The organism is Massilia sp. 9I, from assembly GCF_902506415.1.
Taxonomy (GTDB): Bacteria; Pseudomonadota; Gammaproteobacteria; order Burkholderiales; family Burkholderiaceae_D; genus Telluria.
In genome coordinates this window covers 2,327,164-2,347,321 of sequence record NZ_LR733275.1, presented here as the reverse complement: position 1 = coordinate 2,347,321, position 20,158 = coordinate 2,327,164, and the positions used below count along the sequence as shown (strand labels likewise).

General features: G+C 65.0%; 17 protein-coding genes. 8 read left to right on the top strand and 9 right to left on the bottom strand.

Annotated features, from left to right (window positions below):
- Nucleotides 1-34: 34 nt before the first annotated feature.
- The 3 genes from GV068_RS10555 (at nucleotide 35) to GV068_RS10545 (ending at nucleotide 5,020) form a co-directional block, all read left to right on the top strand.
- The gene (locus GV068_RS10555) at nucleotides 35-1,261 is read left to right on the top strand and encodes a hypothetical protein (protein ID WP_159697278.1); all 1,227 of its coding nucleotides are present in this window, start codon (nucleotides 35-37) and stop codon (nucleotides 1,259-1,261) included.
- A 28-nt stretch (nucleotides 1,262-1,289) separates the two neighbouring features.
- Nucleotides 1,290-2,462, top strand: coding sequence for a glycosyltransferase family 4 protein (locus GV068_RS10550; protein WP_159697277.1), 1,173 nt, complete (start codon nucleotides 1,290-1,292; stop codon nucleotides 2,460-2,462).
- A 659-nt stretch (nucleotides 2,463-3,121) separates the two neighbouring features.
- Nucleotides 3,122-5,020: a DUF4832 domain-containing protein gene (locus tag GV068_RS10545; protein WP_159697276.1), complete on the top strand. Its 1,899-nt coding sequence runs from the start codon at nucleotides 3,122-3,124 to the stop codon at nucleotides 5,018-5,020.
- 98 nt (nucleotides 5,021-5,118) lie between these two features.
- Here GV068_RS10545 and GV068_RS10540 read toward each other — a convergent pair whose 3' ends face one another.
- Nucleotides 5,119-5,694, bottom strand: coding sequence for a sigma-70 family RNA polymerase sigma factor (locus GV068_RS10540; protein ID WP_159697275.1), 576 nt, complete (start codon nucleotides 5,692-5,694; stop codon nucleotides 5,119-5,121).
- Between the two features lie 817 nt (nucleotides 5,695-6,511).
- Here GV068_RS10540 and hutH point away from each other — a divergent pair.
- Nucleotides 6,512-8,071, top strand: a complete 1,560-nt coding sequence (gene hutH, locus GV068_RS10535; protein WP_159697274.1) for a histidine ammonia-lyase — start codon at nucleotides 6,512-6,514, stop codon at nucleotides 8,069-8,071.
- 351 nt (nucleotides 8,072-8,422) lie between these two features.
- Here the strand turns inward: hutH and GV068_RS10530 are convergent, their stop codons facing one another.
- A complete protein-coding gene (locus tag GV068_RS10530) occupies nucleotides 8,423-8,980 on the bottom strand; it encodes a PAS and helix-turn-helix domain-containing protein (RefSeq protein ID WP_159697273.1) in 558 nt (185 codons plus the stop codon).
- A 140-nt stretch (nucleotides 8,981-9,120) separates the two neighbouring features.
- On the opposite strand from GV068_RS10530, the gene GV068_RS10525 reads away from it, so the two are divergent.
- Nucleotides 9,121-9,819, top strand: coding sequence for a CoA transferase subunit A (locus tag GV068_RS10525; protein ID WP_159697272.1), 699 nt, complete (start codon nucleotides 9,121-9,123; stop codon nucleotides 9,817-9,819).
- Nucleotides 9,820-9,839: 20 nt separating this feature from the next.
- Nucleotides 9,840-10,490 carry a 3-oxoacid CoA-transferase subunit B gene (locus tag GV068_RS10520; RefSeq protein WP_159697271.1) on the top strand — a complete coding sequence of 217 codons (651 nt, stop codon included), beginning with the start codon at nucleotides 9,840-9,842 and terminating at the stop codon, nucleotides 10,488-10,490.
- Between the two features lie 81 nt (nucleotides 10,491-10,571).
- Here the strand turns inward: GV068_RS10520 and GV068_RS10515 are convergent, their stop codons facing one another.
- The 3 genes from GV068_RS10515 to GV068_RS10505 form a co-directional block, all read right to left on the bottom strand.
- A complete protein-coding gene (locus GV068_RS10515; RefSeq protein ID WP_229464018.1) occupies nucleotides 10,572-10,958 on the bottom strand; it encodes an energy transducer TonB in 387 nt (128 codons plus the stop codon).
- 92 nt (nucleotides 10,959-11,050) lie between these two features.
- Nucleotides 11,051-12,307 carry a M56 family metallopeptidase gene (locus GV068_RS10510; RefSeq protein WP_159697269.1) on the bottom strand — a complete coding sequence of 419 codons (1,257 nt, stop codon included), beginning with the start codon at nucleotides 12,305-12,307 and terminating at the stop codon, nucleotides 11,051-11,053.
- Nucleotides 12,304-12,699 (bottom strand): BlaI/MecI/CopY family transcriptional regulator, encoded by a 396-nt coding sequence (locus GV068_RS10505; protein WP_159697268.1) that lies wholly within the window; start codon nucleotides 12,697-12,699, stop codon nucleotides 12,304-12,306. Before GV068_RS10505 ends, GV068_RS10510 begins: the two co-directional genes overlap by 4 nt.
- 255 nt (nucleotides 12,700-12,954) lie before the next feature.
- Here GV068_RS10505 and GV068_RS10500 point away from each other — a divergent pair, with 255 nt between their 5' ends.
- The gene (locus GV068_RS10500) at nucleotides 12,955-15,093 is read left to right on the top strand and encodes a DUF4214 domain-containing protein (RefSeq protein ID WP_159697267.1); all 2,139 of its coding nucleotides are present in this window, start codon (nucleotides 12,955-12,957) and stop codon (nucleotides 15,091-15,093) included.
- Between the two features lie 78 nt (nucleotides 15,094-15,171).
- Here GV068_RS10500 and GV068_RS10495 read toward each other — a convergent pair whose 3' ends face one another.
- The 4 genes from GV068_RS10495 to GV068_RS10480 form a co-directional block, all read right to left on the bottom strand.
- Nucleotides 15,172-16,473, bottom strand: a complete 1,302-nt coding sequence (locus GV068_RS10495) for a dicarboxylate/amino acid:cation symporter (RefSeq protein ID WP_159697266.1) — start codon at nucleotides 16,471-16,473, stop codon at nucleotides 15,172-15,174.
- Between the two features lie 145 nt (nucleotides 16,474-16,618).
- Nucleotides 16,619-17,902 (bottom strand): amidohydrolase family protein, encoded by a 1,284-nt coding sequence (locus tag GV068_RS10490; protein ID WP_159697265.1) that lies wholly within the window; start codon nucleotides 17,900-17,902, stop codon nucleotides 16,619-16,621.
- A gap of 54 nt (nucleotides 17,903-17,956) precedes the next feature.
- A complete protein-coding gene (locus tag GV068_RS10485; RefSeq protein WP_159697264.1) occupies nucleotides 17,957-18,334 on the bottom strand; it encodes a hypothetical protein in 378 nt (125 codons plus the stop codon).
- 7 nt (nucleotides 18,335-18,341) lie between these two features.
- Entirely contained in the window at nucleotides 18,342-19,136 is a 795-nt protein-coding gene (locus GV068_RS10480; RefSeq protein WP_159697263.1) for a 3-hydroxybutyrate dehydrogenase, read from the bottom strand.
- Nucleotides 19,137-19,256: 120 nt separating this feature from the next.
- Here GV068_RS10480 and GV068_RS10475 point away from each other — a divergent pair, with 120 nt between their 5' ends.
- On the top strand, nucleotides 19,257-20,138 hold the full coding sequence (locus GV068_RS10475) for an alpha/beta fold hydrolase (protein WP_159697262.1): 882 nt from the start codon (nucleotides 19,257-19,259) through the stop codon (nucleotides 20,136-20,138).
- The last annotated feature ends 20 nt before the right edge of the window (nucleotides 20,139-20,158 follow it).

Below are 20,158 nucleotides of genomic sequence, written 5' to 3'. Positions count from 1 at the left end.
CCGCCACTTGCTCGCGCGCGCGACCGGGGAAGCGATGCGTGCGCCGCCACTACGCCGTGACGGCCGCCGACGTCTGCTCGGCATCATGGCGGCCGGGCTGGCCGGGTTCCTGCCCGCGCGTACCGTCGACGCACCCGGCCGACGTCCCGACCGCGGCGTGGTGGGAGGGACCGGCGGCGCCGTCGTGCCCTCTGCGGTGGCCGACCTGGCCGCGCATGGTGGAGTGCCGGGAGCGGCCGCGCCGGTGCTGGTACGCGCCTTCGGCCTGGCTTTCGACGCCTTGCGACGTGCCGGTGGCGGTACCCTGCTGGTGCCGGCGGGCGTCTACGATTTCGGCCCGCGAGCCCGTCCGGACCCGGTCGTCCTGGTGCGCGACGCGCGCGATATCGCCATTTCTGCCTATGGAGCACTGTTCCGGGCCGAAACAAGTGCCAGAGTGATGCCCAGCTTGTTTTATTTTTTCAATTACTCCAACGTAACGATCGCCGGCGCCAGCTTCGAGGACCGTGGCTTTACGCCCTGGGTGGACTGGCAGGGCATGTATTGTGTGGGCCTGCAGGCCGACGCCGCGAGCGAGCAGTTTCGGATGGTCGACTGCCATGCCGACCGGGTCCTGGGGCTGCTCGCCTCGAACAATAACCCCGCCACGCGCCGCTACATGGCCGGCCTCAGCGTGCACGGCGAAGTGCGCAACGCCTACTATGGCGTCGGCGCCAGTTTCATCCGCGAAGGTGTCGCGGTCGACCTGGTGTGCCACAACGTGCGCCGCGCCTTCATCGCCAATGCGCTGCGCGACGCGGACATCGGGATCGACGTGAACTGCACGCAGGATTGGCCTGGAAGCAACGGCCTGGTTGCGTTGGTATCGGGCGGCGCCAGCATGGGAGACGTGGAGCAGGTGCGCGTGCGCGTCCGGGCCAGCGGCGCCTGCATTCATGCCAGTTATGTTCACTTCTACCACCAGGGGCCGGAACGCCACGGCAGCATGCGCGATATCGACGCCACGGTCGACCTGTTCCACGTTGACGGCGCGCGCAATCTGTTCAGCTTCGATCATGAAGACGGAGGCATTCGCACGCGCACCGCGCGCGTCTGGGACCGGATCGAGCTGCACGGCGCGGTGGCCGGCCCGTTTGGCGGCAGGGTCCTGTCGAATCCGTCGCGCAGCGAGTCACCCGGCATCGTGCTCCTCGACCGCAACCTGGGGGCGCTGGCCGGGCCGTTCGAGCTGGCGCCGCACTTCCGCGTGCGGGCGGAATGAGCCAATTCGACGCGACAGGGAATCCGACATGAAACTACTGATGTACGTCCATTCCCTCGAGAACGGCGGCGCCGAACGCGTCGTTTCCAACCTTGCCAACCACTGGGCGGCCATGGGTTGGGAGCTCACCCTCGTGACGGTGGCGCCGCGAGCGACAGACTTCTATGCGCTGGATCCGCGCATCCGTCGCGCCTGTCTCGCTCCTGCAGCGCGCGGCGGCCGACTCCTGGCGGGAGCGGCCCGGACGGCCAGTCGTGCGCTCGCCCTACGGCGTATCCTGCGGAGCGTGCGGCCCGACGTCGCGATCGCCGCCATGCAGACTGCCAGCGTGGTGCTGGCGCTGGCCTCGTGGGGCATGCGCGGCATGCTGGCGATCGGTTCCGAGCACAATTACCCGGCCGTGGGTTCGCTGGGAGCAGCGCGCGAGCGTGCACGCGGGCTGGCCTATGGCGGCCTGGACGCAGTCGTCGCCCTGACCGCCGAGTGCGCGGCATGGCTGCAGGCGAATACGCGGGCGCGCCGGGTTCCCGTCATCCCCAATCCCGTTCCCTGGCCTTTACCGGTGCAGCAACCGGTACGGGATCCAGCCGAGGTATGCCGTCCCGGCAGGCGCATCCTGCTGGCTGTCGGCCGCCTCAGCGAGGAAAAGAATTTCGCCACTCTCATCGACGTGTTCTGGCGGCTGGCTGCACGCCATCCCTCGTGGGACCTCGTGATCCTGGGAGAAGGGGAGGAGCGCTTCCGCCTCGAGGCGCAGGTGCAGGCGGCGCGGCTGGGGCTGCGCGTGCTGCTGCCGGGCCGTGTCGGCAACATGGGCCAGTGGTATGTCCATGCGAACCTGTATGCCATGAGTTCCTACTTCGAAGGCTTCCCCAACACGCTGGCCGAAGCGATGGCCTGCGGCTTGCCGGCAGTAAGCTTCGATTGCGATACCGGACCGCGTGACATCATCCGCCACGAGCGCGATGGCTGTCTGGTCACTCCCGGTGACAGCCAGGAGTTCGAGACTGCGCTGGACCGGCTGATGGGAAGCGCGAGTTTGCGCAATGCCTACGCCGCGCATGCGGTCGAAGCGCGGGACCGCTTTTCGATTGCGAAGATTTCCGACATGTGGCTTGCGCTGTTCTCCTCAGCCGGTCTGTGTGACGATCGCCTGAGCCACCGGCCGCCCGCCGCGGCGCGGTCGAAAGAGCGCAGCTAAGCGCTATCGGCCGCGGTCGGACCGGCGCCGCCTGCTGCGCCGCCCGCCCCGTCGGCGCCGCCATTCGCATGTTCGCTCCATTGTGCGCGCCGCTGCTCGCGGCGCGGATCCGCATGCTCGCTCGGCACCGCTCATCTACTCTCGGCGGATCTTGTCTGGCTACCTCGCCGAAGCCTCGCGCGCTCCCTTAGATATGTCGCAACGATCGGCCGCGTCCGGCAACCAGTAGGCCGGCCACGTAAGTACCTTGTCGCCGTTCAATCACATTTGGCCGAAATGGAATTTCCCAACAGATGTTAATTTCGCAAAAGAAAAATTTTTTTTGAAACCTGGAACTAATCGCTTTTAAGAAAGTCTAATGCGCACTTTCCACCAGTAATTGAGGAGCTTTATGGCAATACGCAAATCAGTTCAGCTGAAGGGTCAAACCATGCAAGGCAATACGCAATTCCTGACTACCGTGGCCGCAACAGCACGTTGCCACACATCCTCCTTGTTCATCCCCGTCTTGCTCCATGCAGCGCCACCCTCGCTGCCCTGACTGAGCGCGAAGCCAGTCGGTTTCACATCATTGACGATCTTCCCGCCATGCACTACACGTGCGGCGACTGGATTACTGCGTCCTGTTTTTGTAATACATCTTCAAAGAGAAACTATCAATGCAAGCTAACAAGCTCTTCGCACATCGCCATATCAAGACCCTGCTGCTGTGTGCAGGCCTGATTTCCAGCCCCTTTGCGCTGGCTCAAGCCGCCTCTACCGTTACCAGTGACAGCTCTACCGTTACCGTCAAGCTGGCCTACACCGGTACTCCGACCTGGGTGCGTGTCTATTTCGACACCGACCGCAACGCCACCACGGGCTACCCGGCTTATAACATCGGCTCCAGCTACATGGTGGAGAACGGCCGCCTTTACCGATATTCGGGCGCGAACCGCGGCTGGGGCTGGACCTTCGTCAAGACCGTGAGCTACGCCTCGGGCAGCGGGCAAGCGACCGTGCGCGTGGCGCGGACCGATCTCGGTTCGCCAAGCATCGCCAGTGTCGTCACCCAGAGCGATGCGCCGTCGCGTGTCTCGCCGGTGATCGCCGTGTCGCTGCGCAGTTCGGTTTTCCCGACGCCGACGCCGACGCCGACCCCGACGCCGACGCCGACGCCGACCCCGACGCCGACGCCGACGCCGACCCCGACGCCGACGCCGACGCCGACCCCGACCCCGACGCCGACGCCGACGCCGACGCCGACGCCGACGCCGACGCCAGCCCCGGGCGCCGCGGTCGCTGTGAACTACACCGCAAGCACGGCCACCATCGCCAACCCGGAACGCGGCTTTTACCGCCATGTGGGATGCGAAACGCCGCTTAGCCAGACCCAGCTGACGAACTTCCGCACCGCCGACGGTGAAACCATGATGCTGTGCGTGTTCTACCTGCGCAACTTCGTCAATTCTCCGATCAACCAGACCACGCTCAACCTGTTCCAGCAGCAGATGGATACGGTGCGCAAGGCTGGTCTGAAGGCAATCGTGCGTTTCGCGTACAACGACAACAACAACCCGGCCGACGCCAACGCGTCGATGGTCAATACCCATCTGACCCAGCTGGCACCCTACCTTGCCGCCAACAAGGACATCATTGCCGTTGTGCAGGCCGGCCTGATCGGCGCATGGGGCGAATGGGGCAATACCCAGAACTACGGCGACAGCTACAATATGACCGCAAAGAACATGGCTGATCGCAAGGCCGTGGTGGACAAGTTGCTGGCGGTGGTGCCCGCCGAGCGTATGGTCCAGCTGCGCATGCCGCTGTTCAAGACCAAGCTGTACAGCAGCACCGCGCTGACCGCTGCCGAAGCATTCAACGGTTCCGCCAAGGCGCGACTGGGCTTCCACAACGACTGCTTCCTGTCCAACTCGTCGGATTACGGTACCTATGTGAATCCGTCGGTGGAGCATCCCTACCTCGCGGCAGAAAGCAACTACGTCCCGACCGGGGGCGAGACCTGCAGCTATGTACCGCCGCGCAGCGATTGCCCTACTGCGATTGGTGAAATGGCCAAGTTCCACTGGTCTTACCTTAACCTGGACTACAACACCACGGTGCTGAACAACTGGAAGTCGCAAGGCTGCTTCACCCAGGTCGACCAGAAACTGGGCTACCGCTTCGTCATGACCAAAGGCTCGTTCTCGGGCACGGCCAAGCCGGGTGGCGCGTTCTCCGTCAACCTGTCGATTCAGAACCTTGGCTGGGCCGCGCCGTACAATAGCCGCGACGTCGAGCTGGTGTTCCGCAATACCGCGACCGGTGCGCTCTATCCGGTGAAGCTGGCCGCCGACCCCCGCAAGTGGCTGGCGAACCAGACGGTAACGATCGACCAGACCGTCACCCTGCCGTCGTCGATGCCGAAGGGCTCCTACGATCTGCTGCTCAACCTGCCTGACCCGCAAGCGACGCTGCGTGGCCGTCCGGAGTACGCAATCCAGATGGCCAACGCCAATACCTGGGAAGCTGCGACCGGTCTCAACAAGCTGAACCACACCGTCGGCGTCGCTCCCTGAGCGTGCCCTCCCGGCCGGTCCTGTACGGACCGGCTACCCGCGACGCCCGGTGCCATGCACCGGGCGTTTTACGTCCAGCCCGGGCAGCCACTCCCGCTTCAGTCCTTCCTGAGGAGGGCGGCGATGGTGTCGCGCGCGCGGTGGATGCGGCTGCGGACCGTCCCGACCGGCGTGTGCATCTGTTCGGCGATTTCGTCATACGTGTAGCCCTCCAGCTCGCGCAGGATAAGGGCAGTACGCTGCTCGGTCGGCAGCTCGTCGAGAGCTGTGTTGAGCTTGGCAAGCACCTGCTTCGTCTCCATGGTCGCTTCCGGGCTGTCAAAGTCCGTCTCCGAGCCGGAGTGCTGCAGGCTGCCAGCGGTATCGTCCGTCAGTTCCGACATGGGTGGGAAGCGGCGCCGGTTGTGCACCAGTGTGCGCTTCGCGGTATTGATCCCGATCCGGAACAGCCAGGTCGCGAACGAGGAATCGCCACGAAAACTGTGCAGTCCCAAGTAGGCCTTGATCAAAGTTTCCTGCGCGACGTCTTCGGTGTCGCCATAATCTCGCAGGAAGCTTGAAAGGTAGCGAGTAAGCCGCGTCTTATAGCGGCGGACGAGCGTGTTGAATGCCTGAATATCGCCAGCCTGCGCAGCGGTGACGAGTTCCAGGTCGAGTTCCCTTCTGCTCTTCATGATCGCCTGCAATGGCCTGGCCGATCACGTCCACGGCGTGCGATACCGCGGTCGACTGATGGCCGGGCAGAGTAGGATGGCGACGCCGGCTTGGGTTGACTGAGCCGGTGCAAGGGATGCGCCGCCGTTGCGCACCCAGCGGTTCTGCTCGCATTAAGAGCATCTTTCGCTTTATCTCAAGACTGGCCTTGATTTCGCTCAATGAGCTCAAGGCATTCCCTATGCAGGAATGTTCCGTGGAATGTTTTGGTGCGCGGGGCCCCCCGCGTTCGTCGGGTATCGATTTCGTCGGCACAGGACGCTTCTCGCTGACGTCTTCGAAGTGTGCACGCTCGCGCCCGGCGGCTGGAGCGAATCGGTCAACCGGCTGGTCACCTGACGCTGATCTTGCACCGGGTCGATCGCCTGATACAGGTAACTTGGACGACCACATCCGTCGCGATGCAGCTGCCCGAACGGACCGAGCGGAGCGAATTCGTCGTCATCGCCGGCGTGCTTGTACCCGTGTCAGGAAGTCTGCGCGTGGTGGCCACGCCTTCCCTGGGCCGGGCCTCCACCTTCCCGATCGGCCCTACGCCATGGCCCCGGTGCCGGGCTGCCCGCTGTACACTGTTCGCCATCCGCTAGGGCGACGGCTGTGAGCTTCAGGTCGAACGCCTGCGCGAGACGATGAACCGACCGCGCAGCAGGCACGAGGCCGCGCTCACCGAAATGCTGGGCAACAATGGCACCCGCCTCGATTACCATGTCAGGCGCGTCTCGTTAGAGTGGTTCAACTTCTACGATTTTTGGCAGCTACCCGATCCGGAACTTGCTCATGCAGCTCACTGACCTGAATACTCCCCAGCGCACCGTGCGCTTCGACCGCGAGCGCCTGGCGCTGGAAGACATCGTCGCCATCGCGCGCGGGACCGCCCGCCCGGCCCTGTCCGATGACCCGCGCTTCCGCGCCGCCATCGCGAAAGGCGCCGACTTCCTCGACCGCCTGCTGCGCGAGGACGGCACCATCTATGGCGTCACCACCGGCTACGGCGACTCGTGCACGGTCGAGGTGCCGCTGGCGCTGGTGCCGGAACTGCCGCACCACCTCTACACTTACCACGGCTGCGGCCTGGGCGCGTACCTGGACCCAAGCCAGACCCGCGCCGTCATGGCGGCGCGCCTTGCCTCGCTGTCGAAAGGCTTCTCGGGCGTGAGCGTCGGGCTTCTGGAACAGATCGTGCGCCTGTTCGACGCCGGCCTGCTGCCGCTGATCCCGAGCGAAGGCTCGGTCGGCGCCAGCGGCGACCTGACCCCGCTGTCCTACCTGGCCGCGGTGCTGTGCGGCGAGCGCGAAGTGCTGCGCGACGACGTGCAGGTGCCCGCCGCCCAGGCCCTGCAGGAAGCCGGCATCGCGCCGTTGCGCCTGCGCCCGAAGGAGGGCCTGGCGATCATGAACGGCACCGCCGTGATGACCGGTCTGGCCTGCCTGGCCTTCGACCGCGCGGAATACCTGGCGCGCCTGGTCACCCGCATCACCGCGCTGGCTTCGTTCGCCCTGGACGGCAACGACCACCATTTCGACGAGACCCTGTTCTCGGTCAAGCCGCACGCCGGCATGCAGGGCGTGGCCGCCTGGCTGCGCCAGGACCTGGAGTACGCCGGCCAGCTGGAACGCAACGGCAAGCGCCTGCAGGACCGCTATTCGATCCGCTGCGCTCCGCACGTGATCGGCGTGCTGGCCGATGCGCTGCCCTTCTTCCGCGACTGCATCGAGAATGAACTGAACAGCGCCAACGACAACCCGATCATCGATGCCGAAGGCGAGCGCGTGCTGCACGGCGGCCACTTCTACGGCGGCCACATCGCGTTTGCAATGGACGGCATGAAGAACGCGGTCGCCAACCTGGCCGACCTGCTGGACCGCCAGATGGCGCTGCTGGTCGACGCCCGCTACAACGCCGGTCTGCCGGCCAATTTGTCCGGCATGCAGGGCGCGCAGGCGCCGATCAACCACGGCCTGAAGGCGCTGCAGATCAGCGCTTCGGCCTGGACCGCCGAAGCGCTCAAGCTCACCATGCCGGCTTCGGTGTTCTCGCGTTCGACCGAGTGCCACAACCAGGACAAGGTCAGCATGGGCACGATCGCCGCGCGCGACTGCCTGCGCGTGCTGGAACTGACCGAGCAGGTCGCCGCCGCGCTCCTGATCACGGTGCGCCAGGGCGTGTGGCTGCGCTTGCGCGTCGACCCGGCCAAGACGCTGCCGGCGCCGCTGGCCGGCATGCTCGAGCTGCTCGGCCAGGACGTGGCCCCGGTCGAGGAAGACCGCCGTCTCGACCCGGACCTCAAGCTCTTGCTGGGCCGTATCCGCGACCAGGCCTGGAGCCTGTATGCGTAAGAAGAAGGAGGTTAGCCGCTGATGGGCCGAGTCTGAGCTGCCGCGCCGCTCACCAACATCGGCCACGACTACGGTCAGATGCGCGAAATCCGCGGCCGGAGGCGCTCATGGACCTAAACCTGCACTATGCGGCCCCGGTCAGCTACGGCCAGCGCCAGGTGCTGCGCGCCGCGATCGAGTGATCGGAACTCCCTGCGTTCCGACTACATGATCAGCGACACGCCAACGGGCAAGGGCGACAGGCGACTTCAGCCGCATGAGGGACGGGCGCAGCGCGTGGCTCGATGCCAGCACCGACATCAAGACGAAGGAGCGCGACGGCCTGGTGATCGAGATCGGGTCGATCGACGTCTAGCGCGCGCCCACCAGCTTGTGCACCAGCTCCGACGAGGTCGATGCGGAGAACTTGCGCATCAGGCTGGCCCGGTGCATCTCCACGGTGCGCGGACTCAGGTCGGTATCGCGCGCGATCATCTTGCTGGTCTTGCCCTCGACCAGCAGCGCCGCGATCTCGCGCTCGCGCGGAGTCAGTTCCGCCGACACCGGCCGCTTTTCGCTGACATCTTCGAAGGTCCATACGCCCGCACCCAGCGGCTGGCTCGGGTCGAGCGCACGCCCGGTCACGTGGCACCAGAACAGTTCGCCATCCGCGCGACGCATGATGCGCTCGTCCGAATAGCGTCCCTTCGCATTCATGATCGGGACGATGCGGTCGCCCGTGCGCAGGAATTCGTCCATGGTCGGGTAGAGCACGCTGAATGACTGGCCGTGCAGCTGGCCCTCGCCGTAGCCGAACATCGCCGCCAGCGCGAGGTTGCAGGACTGGATCACCCGGTTGACCGACACGCACATTCCCACCGGTGCATGCTGGAATATCATCTCGTAATCGATTGCGTGGGCTGCGTTCATCTGATCTGGATCGAAGTCCGGCGTGTCAAGGTCCGGCCCGTATTTCTACGGTATTGTTATTCGGTACAGCGTATTTTATGCTGAGAATCTACTCTGAAGTACAGAAGAGCTGTGCGGCTTAACTTATAAAAGGGACGGGTATGAATAAAGTGTATCCTGATGCGAAGTCGGCGCTGGCCGGCATCGTGGCAGATGGCCAGACCATCGCCGTGGGCGGCTTCGGCCTGTGCGGTATTCCCGAGGCGCTGATCGCGGCGCTGCGCGATTCCGGCGTGAAGAACCTGACGGCCATTTCGAACAATGCGGGCGTGGACGGCTTCGGCCTGGGCCAGCTGCTGGAAACCCGCCAGATCAAGAAGATGATCTCGTCCTACGTCGGCGAGAACAAGGAATTCGCGCGCCAGTTCCTGGCCGGCGAACTCGAACTCGAATTCACCCCGCAGGGCACCCTGGCCGAGAAGCTGCGCGCCGGCGGCGCCGGCATCCCGGCCTTCTTCACCAAAACCGGCTACGGCACCATCGTCGCCGACGGTAAGGAAACCCGCGAATTCGACGGCGAGCACTACGTGATGGAGCGCTCGCTGCTGCCGGACGTCTCGCTGGTCAAGGCATGGAAGGCCGACAAGGCCGGCAACCTGCTGTACCGCAAGACCGCGCGCAACTTCAACCCGAACGTCGCGATGGCCGGCAAGATCTGCATCGTCGAAGTCGAAGAGCTGGTCGAGATCGGCGAGATCGATCCGGACCAGGTGCACACCCCGAGCATCTTCGTGCACCGCATCGTCCACAACCCGACGCCGGAAAAGCGCATCGAGCAGCGCGCCGTGCGCGCCAATTAAGATCAGACCGGAGACAGAACATGGCATGGACTCGTGATGAAATGGCCGCGCGCGCGGCAAAGGAACTGCAGGACGGTTTCTATGTGAACCTGGGCATCGGTCTGCCGACCCTGGTGGCGAACTACGTCCCGAACGATATCGAGGTGTTCCTGCAGTCGGAGAACGGCCTGCTGGGCATCGGTCCGTTCCCGACGGAAGCCGAAGTGGACGCCGACCTGATCAACGCCGGCAAGCAGACCGTGACCGCGTTGCCGGGCGCCGCCTACTTCAGCTCGGCCGATTCCTTCGGCATGATCCGCGGTGGCAAGATCAACCTGGCGATCCTGGGCGCGATGCAAGTGTCCGAGCGCGGCGACCTGGCCAACTGGATGATTCCGGGCAAAATGGTGAAGGGCATGGGCGGCGCGATGGACCTGGTGGCCGGCGTCAAGCGCGTGGTCGTGGTGATGGAACACGTCGCCACCGCCAAGGACGGCTCGACCAGCCACAAGATCCTGCCGAAGTGCGACCTGCCGCTGACCGGCGTGGGCGTGGTGGACCGCATCATCACCGACCTGGGCGTCATGGACGTGCTTGAGACCGGTCTGAAGCTGGTGGAACTGGCCCCTGGCGTCACCAAGGAACAGGTGCTGTCGGCAACCGGCTGCGAGCTGGACGTGTCGGCGGTCTGAAAGAAAACAATGGGCGGCCCGTGCCGCCCATGTGGAGCAAGCCCGGCGCGCTGGTGTGCCGGGCTTTCTTTTTGCCGGAGTTTATTCCGGCGTCCAGACATACTGGACTGCCGTCCATGCCTGCACAGGCTTTCCATCGACCATCGGCGGACGGAAACGGCATTTGACCAGCGCCGAGCGCGCCGCTTCGTCCAGGCTGCGGAAGCCGCTCGATTTCTGGATCTTCGATTCGATCACCCTGCCGTCGGGGCCGAGAAGGAATTGCATCGTCACTGTGCCAGTGTTCTTCAGCCGTGCGTCTTCTTCCGGATACACAGGCCTGCTGCAAGTCGTGGTATCCATCAAGGGACGGGACTCGGGCGCCGCTTGCATGGCCTTGATCCCGGGTGCCGCCAGTGCGAGTGCCACTGCGAACAGGCCGGCCCTGGCGTACTGTGCTGGTCGCGCTAAATGATTGAGGGCTGACATGCGATCTCCATTCTTCTGTCTGTGCTTCATCCACGGAAGCGGGCAGGCGTCCCTGCCCGGCAAGCGATCGTAGCACAGCAGCAGCCGCGAGCTTACTCCAGCGTCCAGACGTACTGCACCGCGGCCCAGCTTTCGACCGGCTTTCCCTTGGCGGTGGCCGCCTTGAACGTGCACTTCTGCAGCGCAGTCTGCGCCGCCTCGTCGAGCGCCAGGTGGCCGGACGACTTCTTCAGTTTCGATTCCTTCACCTTGCCGTTCTTCGCCACCAGGAAGCCGCGGGTAACGGTCCCGGTCTGGTTCTGCTTGATCGATTCGGCCGGGTAATCGGGGCGCTTGCAGGTCTTGAGGTCGAGCACGGCCTCGGTATCGGCCTTGACCGGCTTGGTCGGCGCCGCATGGGCGAAGCTCACCGCGCCGATGACCAGGCCCAGTACGGGAATGGCTGCCTTCCAGTTCAGTGCCTGCGTGTCTGGGCGAATCAAGCGTTTGATGCGTGACATAAGATCTCCTCCGTTGGCCGCCTGGGCCAGGTGGTGGGTGGAAAACTGGAGTTTCTCCAGCTCGGAAAGGGCCAGGGCCAGGCGCCGCGGTTCGCCTAGTGTCCGTGCCGCGAAATCGTCGGCGATCTGTTCCCGCTCCACACGGATGCGGCTCGACATCCACCAGACCGCCGGGTGGTAGAAGAACAGGGTCTCGACCACGTTCTGGCCGAGGTTGACCAGGTAGTCGTGGCGCTTGATGTGCGCCATTTCATGGGCCAGCAGGGCTTCCAGCAGGTGGGCTGGCATGCCGGAGACCAGTGCGGCGGGCACCAGCACGACGGGACGCCACCAGCCGGCCGTGACCGGGCTGCCGAGGCGTTCGACCACGCGCAGGCGCACCGCACGGGTGATGCCGAATCCGGCGGCGAGGCGCTCGACGCGTGCTTGCCAGGCAGGATCCTGGCGCTCGTGAGCGGCGGCGCGGCCGATCCACAGCAGGCCCGCGACCATGCGCAGCGCCATCGCCAGCGCGCACACCGCCCAGGTGCCCACGATCCAGGTCAGCTGGTCGTCCAGCAGTGCGCCCCAGCCTTCGTCGACCGGCGTACCCGCTACCAGGCCGGCGGTAAACAGCAGCATCGCGTCGCCGCGTTTGCCGCTCTCGCCCGTCAGGCGCAGCGCCAGCTCGAGGGCGGGCCAGGCCAGGCACAGGGCGAGGCCGGTGCAGGCGGCCAGGTAGCGCGCCTGCGGTTTCGCGTTCCTCAGCATGGTCAGGAAGAGGGCGGTGGCGCAGCCGATCAGCGCGCCCTGCCACAGGAAGTGCACCAGCGTCCAGCCGAGACTGGTTACGATGTCGCCGGCGCTCATTTCTTGTCCCCCGGCTGGTCTTCACGCAGCAGTTCCTCGATCTCTTCCCGTTCCTTCTTCGAGATGCCGGTCTTCAGCGCGGCCAGCACCAGGGCCTTGGCCGAGCCGGCGAAGGCGCGCTGCATCAAATCCTTGAGCAGATTGGATTCGACCGAGTCCTGGGCATGGGCCGGAGCGTAGACGTGCGAGCGTTCGCTCTCGTCGCGCACCAGCAGGCCCTTGCCGTGCATGATCTGCATCAGGCGCAGCACGGTGGCGTAAGTCACCTCCGGCTTGGTCTTCTGCATCTCCTGGTGGACCTGCTTGGCAGTGCCGGAGGCCAGTGGCCACAGTACCTGCAGGAGTTCGAGTTCGGCCGGGGTCGGCTTGGGGGTATCGGGTTTGCGTGGCATGAGCGTCCTCACGTGGTTGATGCGTCCTAGAATAGTCTGTCTAGACACGCGTGTCTACAGTTTTCGCGCGCGGTACATACGTTATGTGCTACGGGTAAGGGCTGACGTCCGTGGGCGAGGCCGGGCCTGAATGCGCCGTGGATAAAGCGGGCGCCTCCAGCAAACGCACAGGCGTCGCGCGTGGCTTTCTGTGATTTTTCCCTAACGTAATAACGATAAACTTGCAGGATTGACCTGTCTTGCCTTTCGTTTGCCATGACCGATACCAAAGCTCCTGTACTGAAACGCTTCGTCCTCCCTTCCGTGATCGATATCGGGAAGGGCCCCCAGAGCTTCCGCATCGAGGTCGAAGGTGACGACGGCGCCGATGGTTCCGGGCTGAGCTACGTCAGCATCTGGCTGGACCAGCAGCTCGAGCTTCTCGCGCACGATGGCTACATGCTGCAGTTCGGCTATGTTTCCCAGCCCAATGGCTTTGGCGACGATACGCCGAATGCCGCGTTCGCCGACTACACCTTGCTGGGCAAGACCCCGGTCCGAACCTACACTGTCACCAGCGTCTGGCTGACCGACAAAGCCGGCAACGTGGCCCAGTACGAGACCGCGCAGCTCAAGGCGCTCGGCATGAATACCACGCTGTCGGTCACGGGACGCCCGGCCGATGTGACGGCGCCGGTGCTGAAGGGCCTGAACCTGCCTTCCATCATCGACGTCAGCAGCGGCAAGGCGATCCTGCCTGTCAGCATCCAGGCCAGCGACGCCGGTGGCGAGGGTGTCGACATGGTGACCGTCTGGCTCGACCGCGACCTGGTCACGGACGGCTGGCGGACGAGCGCCCTCAGTGTCGGCAACCGCCTGACCGCCGACGACTTCCGGGACGACACGCCGGAACGAACCAGCAAGTCGATCGTGCTGGACCCGACTACGCCGCCCGGAACCTACAACGTGAACCGGGTCGAGATCGTCGACCGGGTCGGCAACAGGAGCGTGGTCGAGGCCAGCGAGCTCAAGGCCATGGGTGTGTCGACCAGCTTCACCGTGACCGGAGGCACGGTCGATACCACGCCGGCGGAGCTGATCGACCTGTGGCTGCCGCGCACCGTCTCCGTCAAGCCCGGCGCGCAGAACGCATTCGTGGTCAGCGCGCGCGACCCGGGGGGCAAGGGGGTGTCCAGCGCGCTCGCCCTGTTCGACCGCGAGCTGAACTTCAGCGAGGGCAAGCGCGACGCCTTGTCAGTGAACAAATACATAGGCGGTGACGATTTCGAAGACCTCACTCCTGGGTTCGGTGTCGACCGCTTCAAGCTCACCGAGGCGACGGTGCCGGGGACCTACAACATCACCAGCGTGATCCTCAGCGACCAGGCCGGGAATTTCACGACCTACACGCCGCTACAGCTGCAGCAGCGCGGCATCAACACCGCGATCACCGTGGTCGACCGGCCGGCAAGCGCCAGCGCCACGCCCTACGGCGTCGATGGCCAGCTGCGGGTCGCCCTGTCCTCCACGCAGTGGGCGTCCGAGGGGACCGATGCGTTTTCGGTGACGGTGGCCTACGACGCCGCCACGCTGCGCCTCGTCGATGCGCTCGTACCGGGTGTCGCGGGCAGCCAGGTGTCGGTCTCGGTGACCCAGCCGGGCCGGGTATTGGTGAGCGGCAGCGGCGCGCTGCCGGCCAGCGCCAGCCTGGAGCTGGTGCTGCAGCCGCTGCAGGGCAACGCCCCTTTCCAGTACGCGGTCGAAAGCTTCCGGGTCAATGGCAGCTCTCAGGTCATGGCCACCGGTAACCTGGAGTACGTCCGCTTCGGTACGGCGGGCGCTGACGTACTGACCGACACGGTGGCGAATGGCCTGATCGACGGCAGGGACGGGCTCGACCTGGCGGTCTTCGACGGCCTGCGCTCGGCCTACACGATCAGCAAGTCGGGCTCCGGCTTCGTCGTCACCCGCGGTGATGGCGACCGGGTGGTGCTGTCCAGTGTCGAACGCCTCAAGTTCGGGGACGGCATGCATGCGCTGGACCTCGATGGGGCCGGCGGCCAGGTCTACCGCCTGTACCAGGCGGCGTTCGATCGCAAGCCCGAAGGGGCTGGCGTGGGCTGGTGGATGCAGCGGATGGACGAGGGCACCCCGCTGCTGTCGGTCGCACGCTCCTTCCTGGCGAGCGGCGAATTCGAACGCAAGTACGGCGTCGATCCCGATAGCGAGAGCTTCCTGACGGCGCTGTACACCAATGTGCTGCACCGGGCGCCCGATCCCGATGGCTACGCGTACTGGCTCAAGTCGCTCAGGGCCAACTTCGACCGCGCCGAACTGCTGGTGCTGTTCAGTGAAAGCGCCGAGAACGTGGCCCAGGTCCTGGCCACCATCCAGCACGGTTTCGACTATGTCTGATTACCGTCCTGGGTAGGCGGACTGAGAGGCAAAAAAAGCGCCCCCGAAGGGGCGCGTTCGTGAGGATGCTTGACCGGATCAGGCGGCGGCGCGTACCGGCTGCAGATCCTTGTCCGCTTCGATCGGCACGCGGCCATGCAGGACGTCGTCCATGCGCTGCGTGTCGAGTTCCTTCTCCCACTTCGACACCACCACCGTGGCGACGCCGTTGCCGACAAAGTTGGTCAGCGCACGCGCTTCGCTCATGAAGCGGTCGATGCCGAGGATCAGGGCCATGCCGGCCACTGGGATGGTCGGGACCACCGCCAGCGTCGCCGCCAGGGTGATGAAGCCGGCGCCGGTGATGCCCGAAGCGCCCTTCGAGGTCAGCATCGCCACCGCGAGGATGGTCAGTTCCTGGGTCAGGGTCAGGTCGGTGTTGGTGGCTTGGGCCACGAACAGGGCCGCCATCGTCATGTAGATGTTGGTGCCGTCCAGGTTGAACGAGTAGCCGGTTGGGACCACCAGGCCGACCACCGGCTTGGAGCAGCCGAGGCGCTCGAGTTTGCGCATCAGGGCCGGCAGAGCGCTTTCCGACGAGCTGGTGCCGAGCACGATCAGCAGTTCTTCCTTGATGTAGGCGATGAAGCGGAAGATCGAGAAGCCGGTGAACTTGGCGATCGCGCCCAGCACGATGGCGACGAACAGGAAGCAGGTCAGGTAGAAGGAACCCATCAGCTTGGCCAGCGGCAGCAGGGCGTCGAGGCCGTATTTGCCGATGGTGAAGGCCATCGCGCCGAAAGCGCCGATCGGGGCGGCCTTCATGACGATGTTCACCACGCCGAAGATCACGTGCGAGAAGTCCTCGATCATCTTGGTCACCGGTCGGCCGCGCTCGCCCATCATCGACAGCGCGAAGCCGAACAGGATCGCGATGAGCAGCACCTGCAGGATGTCGCCCTTGGCGAAGGCATCCACGAAGGTGTTCGGGATGATGTTCATGATGAAGTCGATGGTCGACTGGTGCTGCGCCTTCTCGGTGTACTGCGCGATCGACTTGGTGTCGAGGTGGGCGACGTCGACGTTGAAGCCGGCGCCCGGCTTGATCACGTTGGCGACGACCAGGCCGATGGCCAGCGCGAAGGTCGAGACGACTTCGAAGTAGAGCAGGGCCTTGCCGCCGACGCGGCCGATCTTCTTCATGTCCTGCATGCCGGCGATACCGGCAACGACGGTACAGAAGATCACGGGGGCGATGATCATCTTGATGAGTTTGATGAAGCCGTCTCCCAATGGCTTCATCTTGGCGCCCAGTTCGGGGTGGAACACCCCCAGCAGCACGCCGAGGACGATGGCGAACAGCACCTGGACGTACAGGATTTTATAAAAAGGCTTTTTCATGGCAACTCTTCATAGAGAAGTTTGTGGTGTTGCCATCTTGTCGGAAGTGGCCTGCCTTATCTATTGTGGATATCCGCAGGCCTTATATCTGGAAATACGCTTGCCATCCGATATGTGGATGCCTTATTACCTGATATTCGCCAGATCAGCGCCGGAAGACCTCACCGCCCTTCATGACGAAGCCGACCTTGTAGGCCGCGCCGATGTCCTTGGTCGGATCGCCCTCGACCGCCACCACGTCGGCCAGCATGCCGGCCTTGATCTGGCCCAGGTCCTTCCTGCCCAGGATGTCTGCCGCGACGCTCGTCGCCGCGCGCATCGCTTCCAGCGGCGTCATGCCCAGCTTGACCATCCATTCCAGCTCGCGTGCATTGGTGCCGTGTGCGAACACGCCGACGTCGCTGCCGTTGCCGATGGTGACGCCCACCTTGCGCGCCAGCGCAAAGGCGCGGTGGGCCTGCTGCATGGCGGGCGTCGGCGCGCCGCCGCGCACATGCTTCTGGAAGTATTCGCCGGTGGCTTCCGGTGCGGTCAGGGTCGGGATGTAGGCGACGCCGCGCTCCTTCATCATCCTGAACGTCGCTTCCGAGGCGCCGTAGCCGTGCTCGATGGTGTCGGCGCCGGCCAGCACCGCCATGCGGATGGCGTCGTCGCTGCTCGCGTGCACTGCCACCTTGCGGCCGGTGACGTGGGTGGCGGCGACCATCGCCTTCATCTCTTCCATCGTGAAGGTCGGGCGCGAGGTGCCGTCGATGCCGGTGCGGTAGTCGCCGTAGATCTTGATCCAGTCCGCACCGCGCGCCGACTGCTCGCGCACCGCCCTGGTCACCTCGTCAATGCCGGTGGCCGGCTGGGCGCCGTAGGGGATCTCCATGTCGGGACGATAGCTGCGTTCGGCCGGGCCGTAGCTGTAGCTGGCGACGATCGCCCGGGTAGCCACCAGCAGGCGCGGGCCGGGAGCGACGCCTTCGTCGATGGCGCGCTTGATGCCGATGTCGGCGTAGTCCGCGCCTTCGGTGCCGAGGTCGCGCAGGGTGGTGAAGCCGGCCTGCAAGGTAGCGGCGGCGTGGCGGCCGGCCAGCATGATGCGGTAGGCGACCGGCTCCTTGATCACCTGGTCGTCCCAGGTGGTTTCGTTATACGGGTGCAGCAGGACGTGCGAATGCAGGTCGATCATGCCCGGGATGAGGGTCTTGCCGGGCAGGTCGATGCGCTGCGCATCTGGCGGGGCATTCAGCTTGTCTGCCGGGCCGACCGCCTCGATGCGGCCTTTCGACACCAGCACGGCCCAGCCGCTGTGCGGCGCGCCCTCGCCGGTCCAGACCCGCTCGGCCGTGATCAGGACCGGGCCGGGCAGCGGCGCGGCGTGGGCGAGGCTGCAGAATGCTGCGAACAGGGAAAGGGCGAGCTGCTTGGCGCGGATCCGCATGGGTGTCTTCCTCTTGTCTTTATAGATTGGAAAGACGCCATCATAGCGGAACGTTCAGCCTTCCAGGTCCCCCAGCGACTGCTCGACGCCGAACTGCACGTCGCGCAGGAAAGCGCCGCCCTTGTCGGACAGCGCGATGCTCGGCACCGCCAGTTCGACCAGAGAGACGAGGGTCTGGCGGAACCATTCCATGTCGGTGCCCATGAGGGGCAGGGCATGGGCGTCGATCAGGTAGTAGACCGCCCGCGTGAGCAGGTTGGGGTCGCGCCCGGCGCGCGCGATGCCGGGCGCGAAATCGACGACTTCGCGCTGGAAGCGGTCGGCCAGGGTCTCGAGGATGTCGTTCGAGACTTGCGGCTGGCCGGCCGCGAGCACGACGCGGGCCAGGTCGAGGCAGGCGTCCTGCAGCGCTCCTTCGTCGAGGTGGCTCATCGGATCCTTATTGCGCGGCCCAGCCGCCGTCCATGTTCCAGGCCACGCCGCGCACCTGGTCGCCCGCCGGGGAGCAGAAGAACACGGCCAGCGCGCCCAGTTCTGCCGGCGTAACGAATTCGCCGGACGGCTGCTTCTCGCTCAGCAGCGCCTTCTTGGCCTGTTCGTTGGAGAGGTTGTCGCGCGCGGCGCGGTCGTCCACCTGTTTCTGCACCAGCGGGGTCAGCACCCAGCCCGGGCAGATCGCGTTGCAGGTCACGCCCGAGTGGGCGTTTTCCAGCGCGGTGACCTTGGTGAAGCCGACCAGGCCGTGCTTGGCTGCGACATAGGCCGACTTGCCGGCGGACCCGACCAGGCCGTGCACCGAGGCCAGGTTGATGATGCGGCCCCAGTTCTTCTGCTTCATGCCGGGCAGCGCCAGGCGCGTGGTGTGGAAGGCCGAGGTGAGGTTGATGGCGATGATCGCGTCCCACTTCTCGGGCGGGAATTCGTCGACGGTGGCCACGTGCTGGATGCCGGCATTGTTGACCAGGATGTCGACGCCGCCGAATTTGTCGGCCGCGAATTTCATCATCGCCTCGATCTCGGCTGGTTTACTCATGTCGGCGTTGTGGTACGCGGTCTGCACGCCGAATTCCGTCCCGACATCCGTGTAGAGCTTCTCGATCTGCTGGGCGTCTCCGAAGCCGTTGAACACGATGTTGGCGCCCTGTTCCGCCAGCGAGCGGGCAATCCCCAGGCCGATGCCCGAGGTCGAACCGGTGACGAGTGCTGTTTTACCGCTGAGCATACTGGATTTCATTGCGTCCTCTAGTTGGGGTGATCGGATTGCTTCCTCAGAATTGGTAGAATTCTAATCGCATCGCCAAGTAAAATGGTGCATTGCGATAAAAGAAGGACAATATTGTCATATGGAGCCGGGATGAGTGAAGCCAGATTGAAGAGCGTGCAGTGCAGTTCGCCCTCCGGCCTGCACCGGATGGCCTACAAGGAATGGGGCGACCCGCTCAATCCGAAGGTGCTGGTCTGCGTGCATGGCGTCACGCGGGTGGCCGACGACTTCGACCACCTGGCGCGCGCGCTGTGCGACGAGTACCGTGTGGTGTGCCCGGACGTGGTCGGCCGCGGCCGCTCCGGCCGCCTGCGCGATCCCGAACACTACACAGTGCCGCAGTACGTGGCCGACATGGTCACCCTGATCGCGCGCGTCACCCATGACGACGAGCTTGGGGTGCACTGGTTCGGCACCTCGATGGGCGGCCTGATCGGCATGATTCTGGCTTCGTTAGACGACACGCCGATCCGCAAGCTGGTCGTGAACGACATCGGCCCGGTGCTCAACGGCGAAGCCATTGCGCGCATCGGCGAGTACATCGGCCAGGACATCCGCTTCCCGGACTTCGATACCGGCGCCGCCTACGTCAAGGCGGTGTCGATGTCCTTCGGCCCGCACACCGAGGAAGAATGGTTCAAGCTGGCGAACGACGTGCTGCGCCAGGACCAGGACGGCCAATGGGTGCGCCACTACGACCTCGGCCTGGCCCAGCCTTTCCGCGCCATCACGCCCGAGCGCGCGGCCGGCGACGAAGCGGCTTTGTGGGCCGCGTGGGATGCGATCCGCTGCCCGACCTTGCTGGTGCGGGGCGAAGAATCCGACCTGCTGTCGCACGCCACCGCGCTGGAGATGTGCGCGCGCGGACCGAAGCCGCGCCTGGTCGAGATACCGGGCGTGGGCCATGCGCCCACCTTCGTGCGCGCGGACCAGATTGCGATCGCACGAGAATTTTTAGTCGGCGGCGCTTGAAGCGACCGTCACGTTTATAC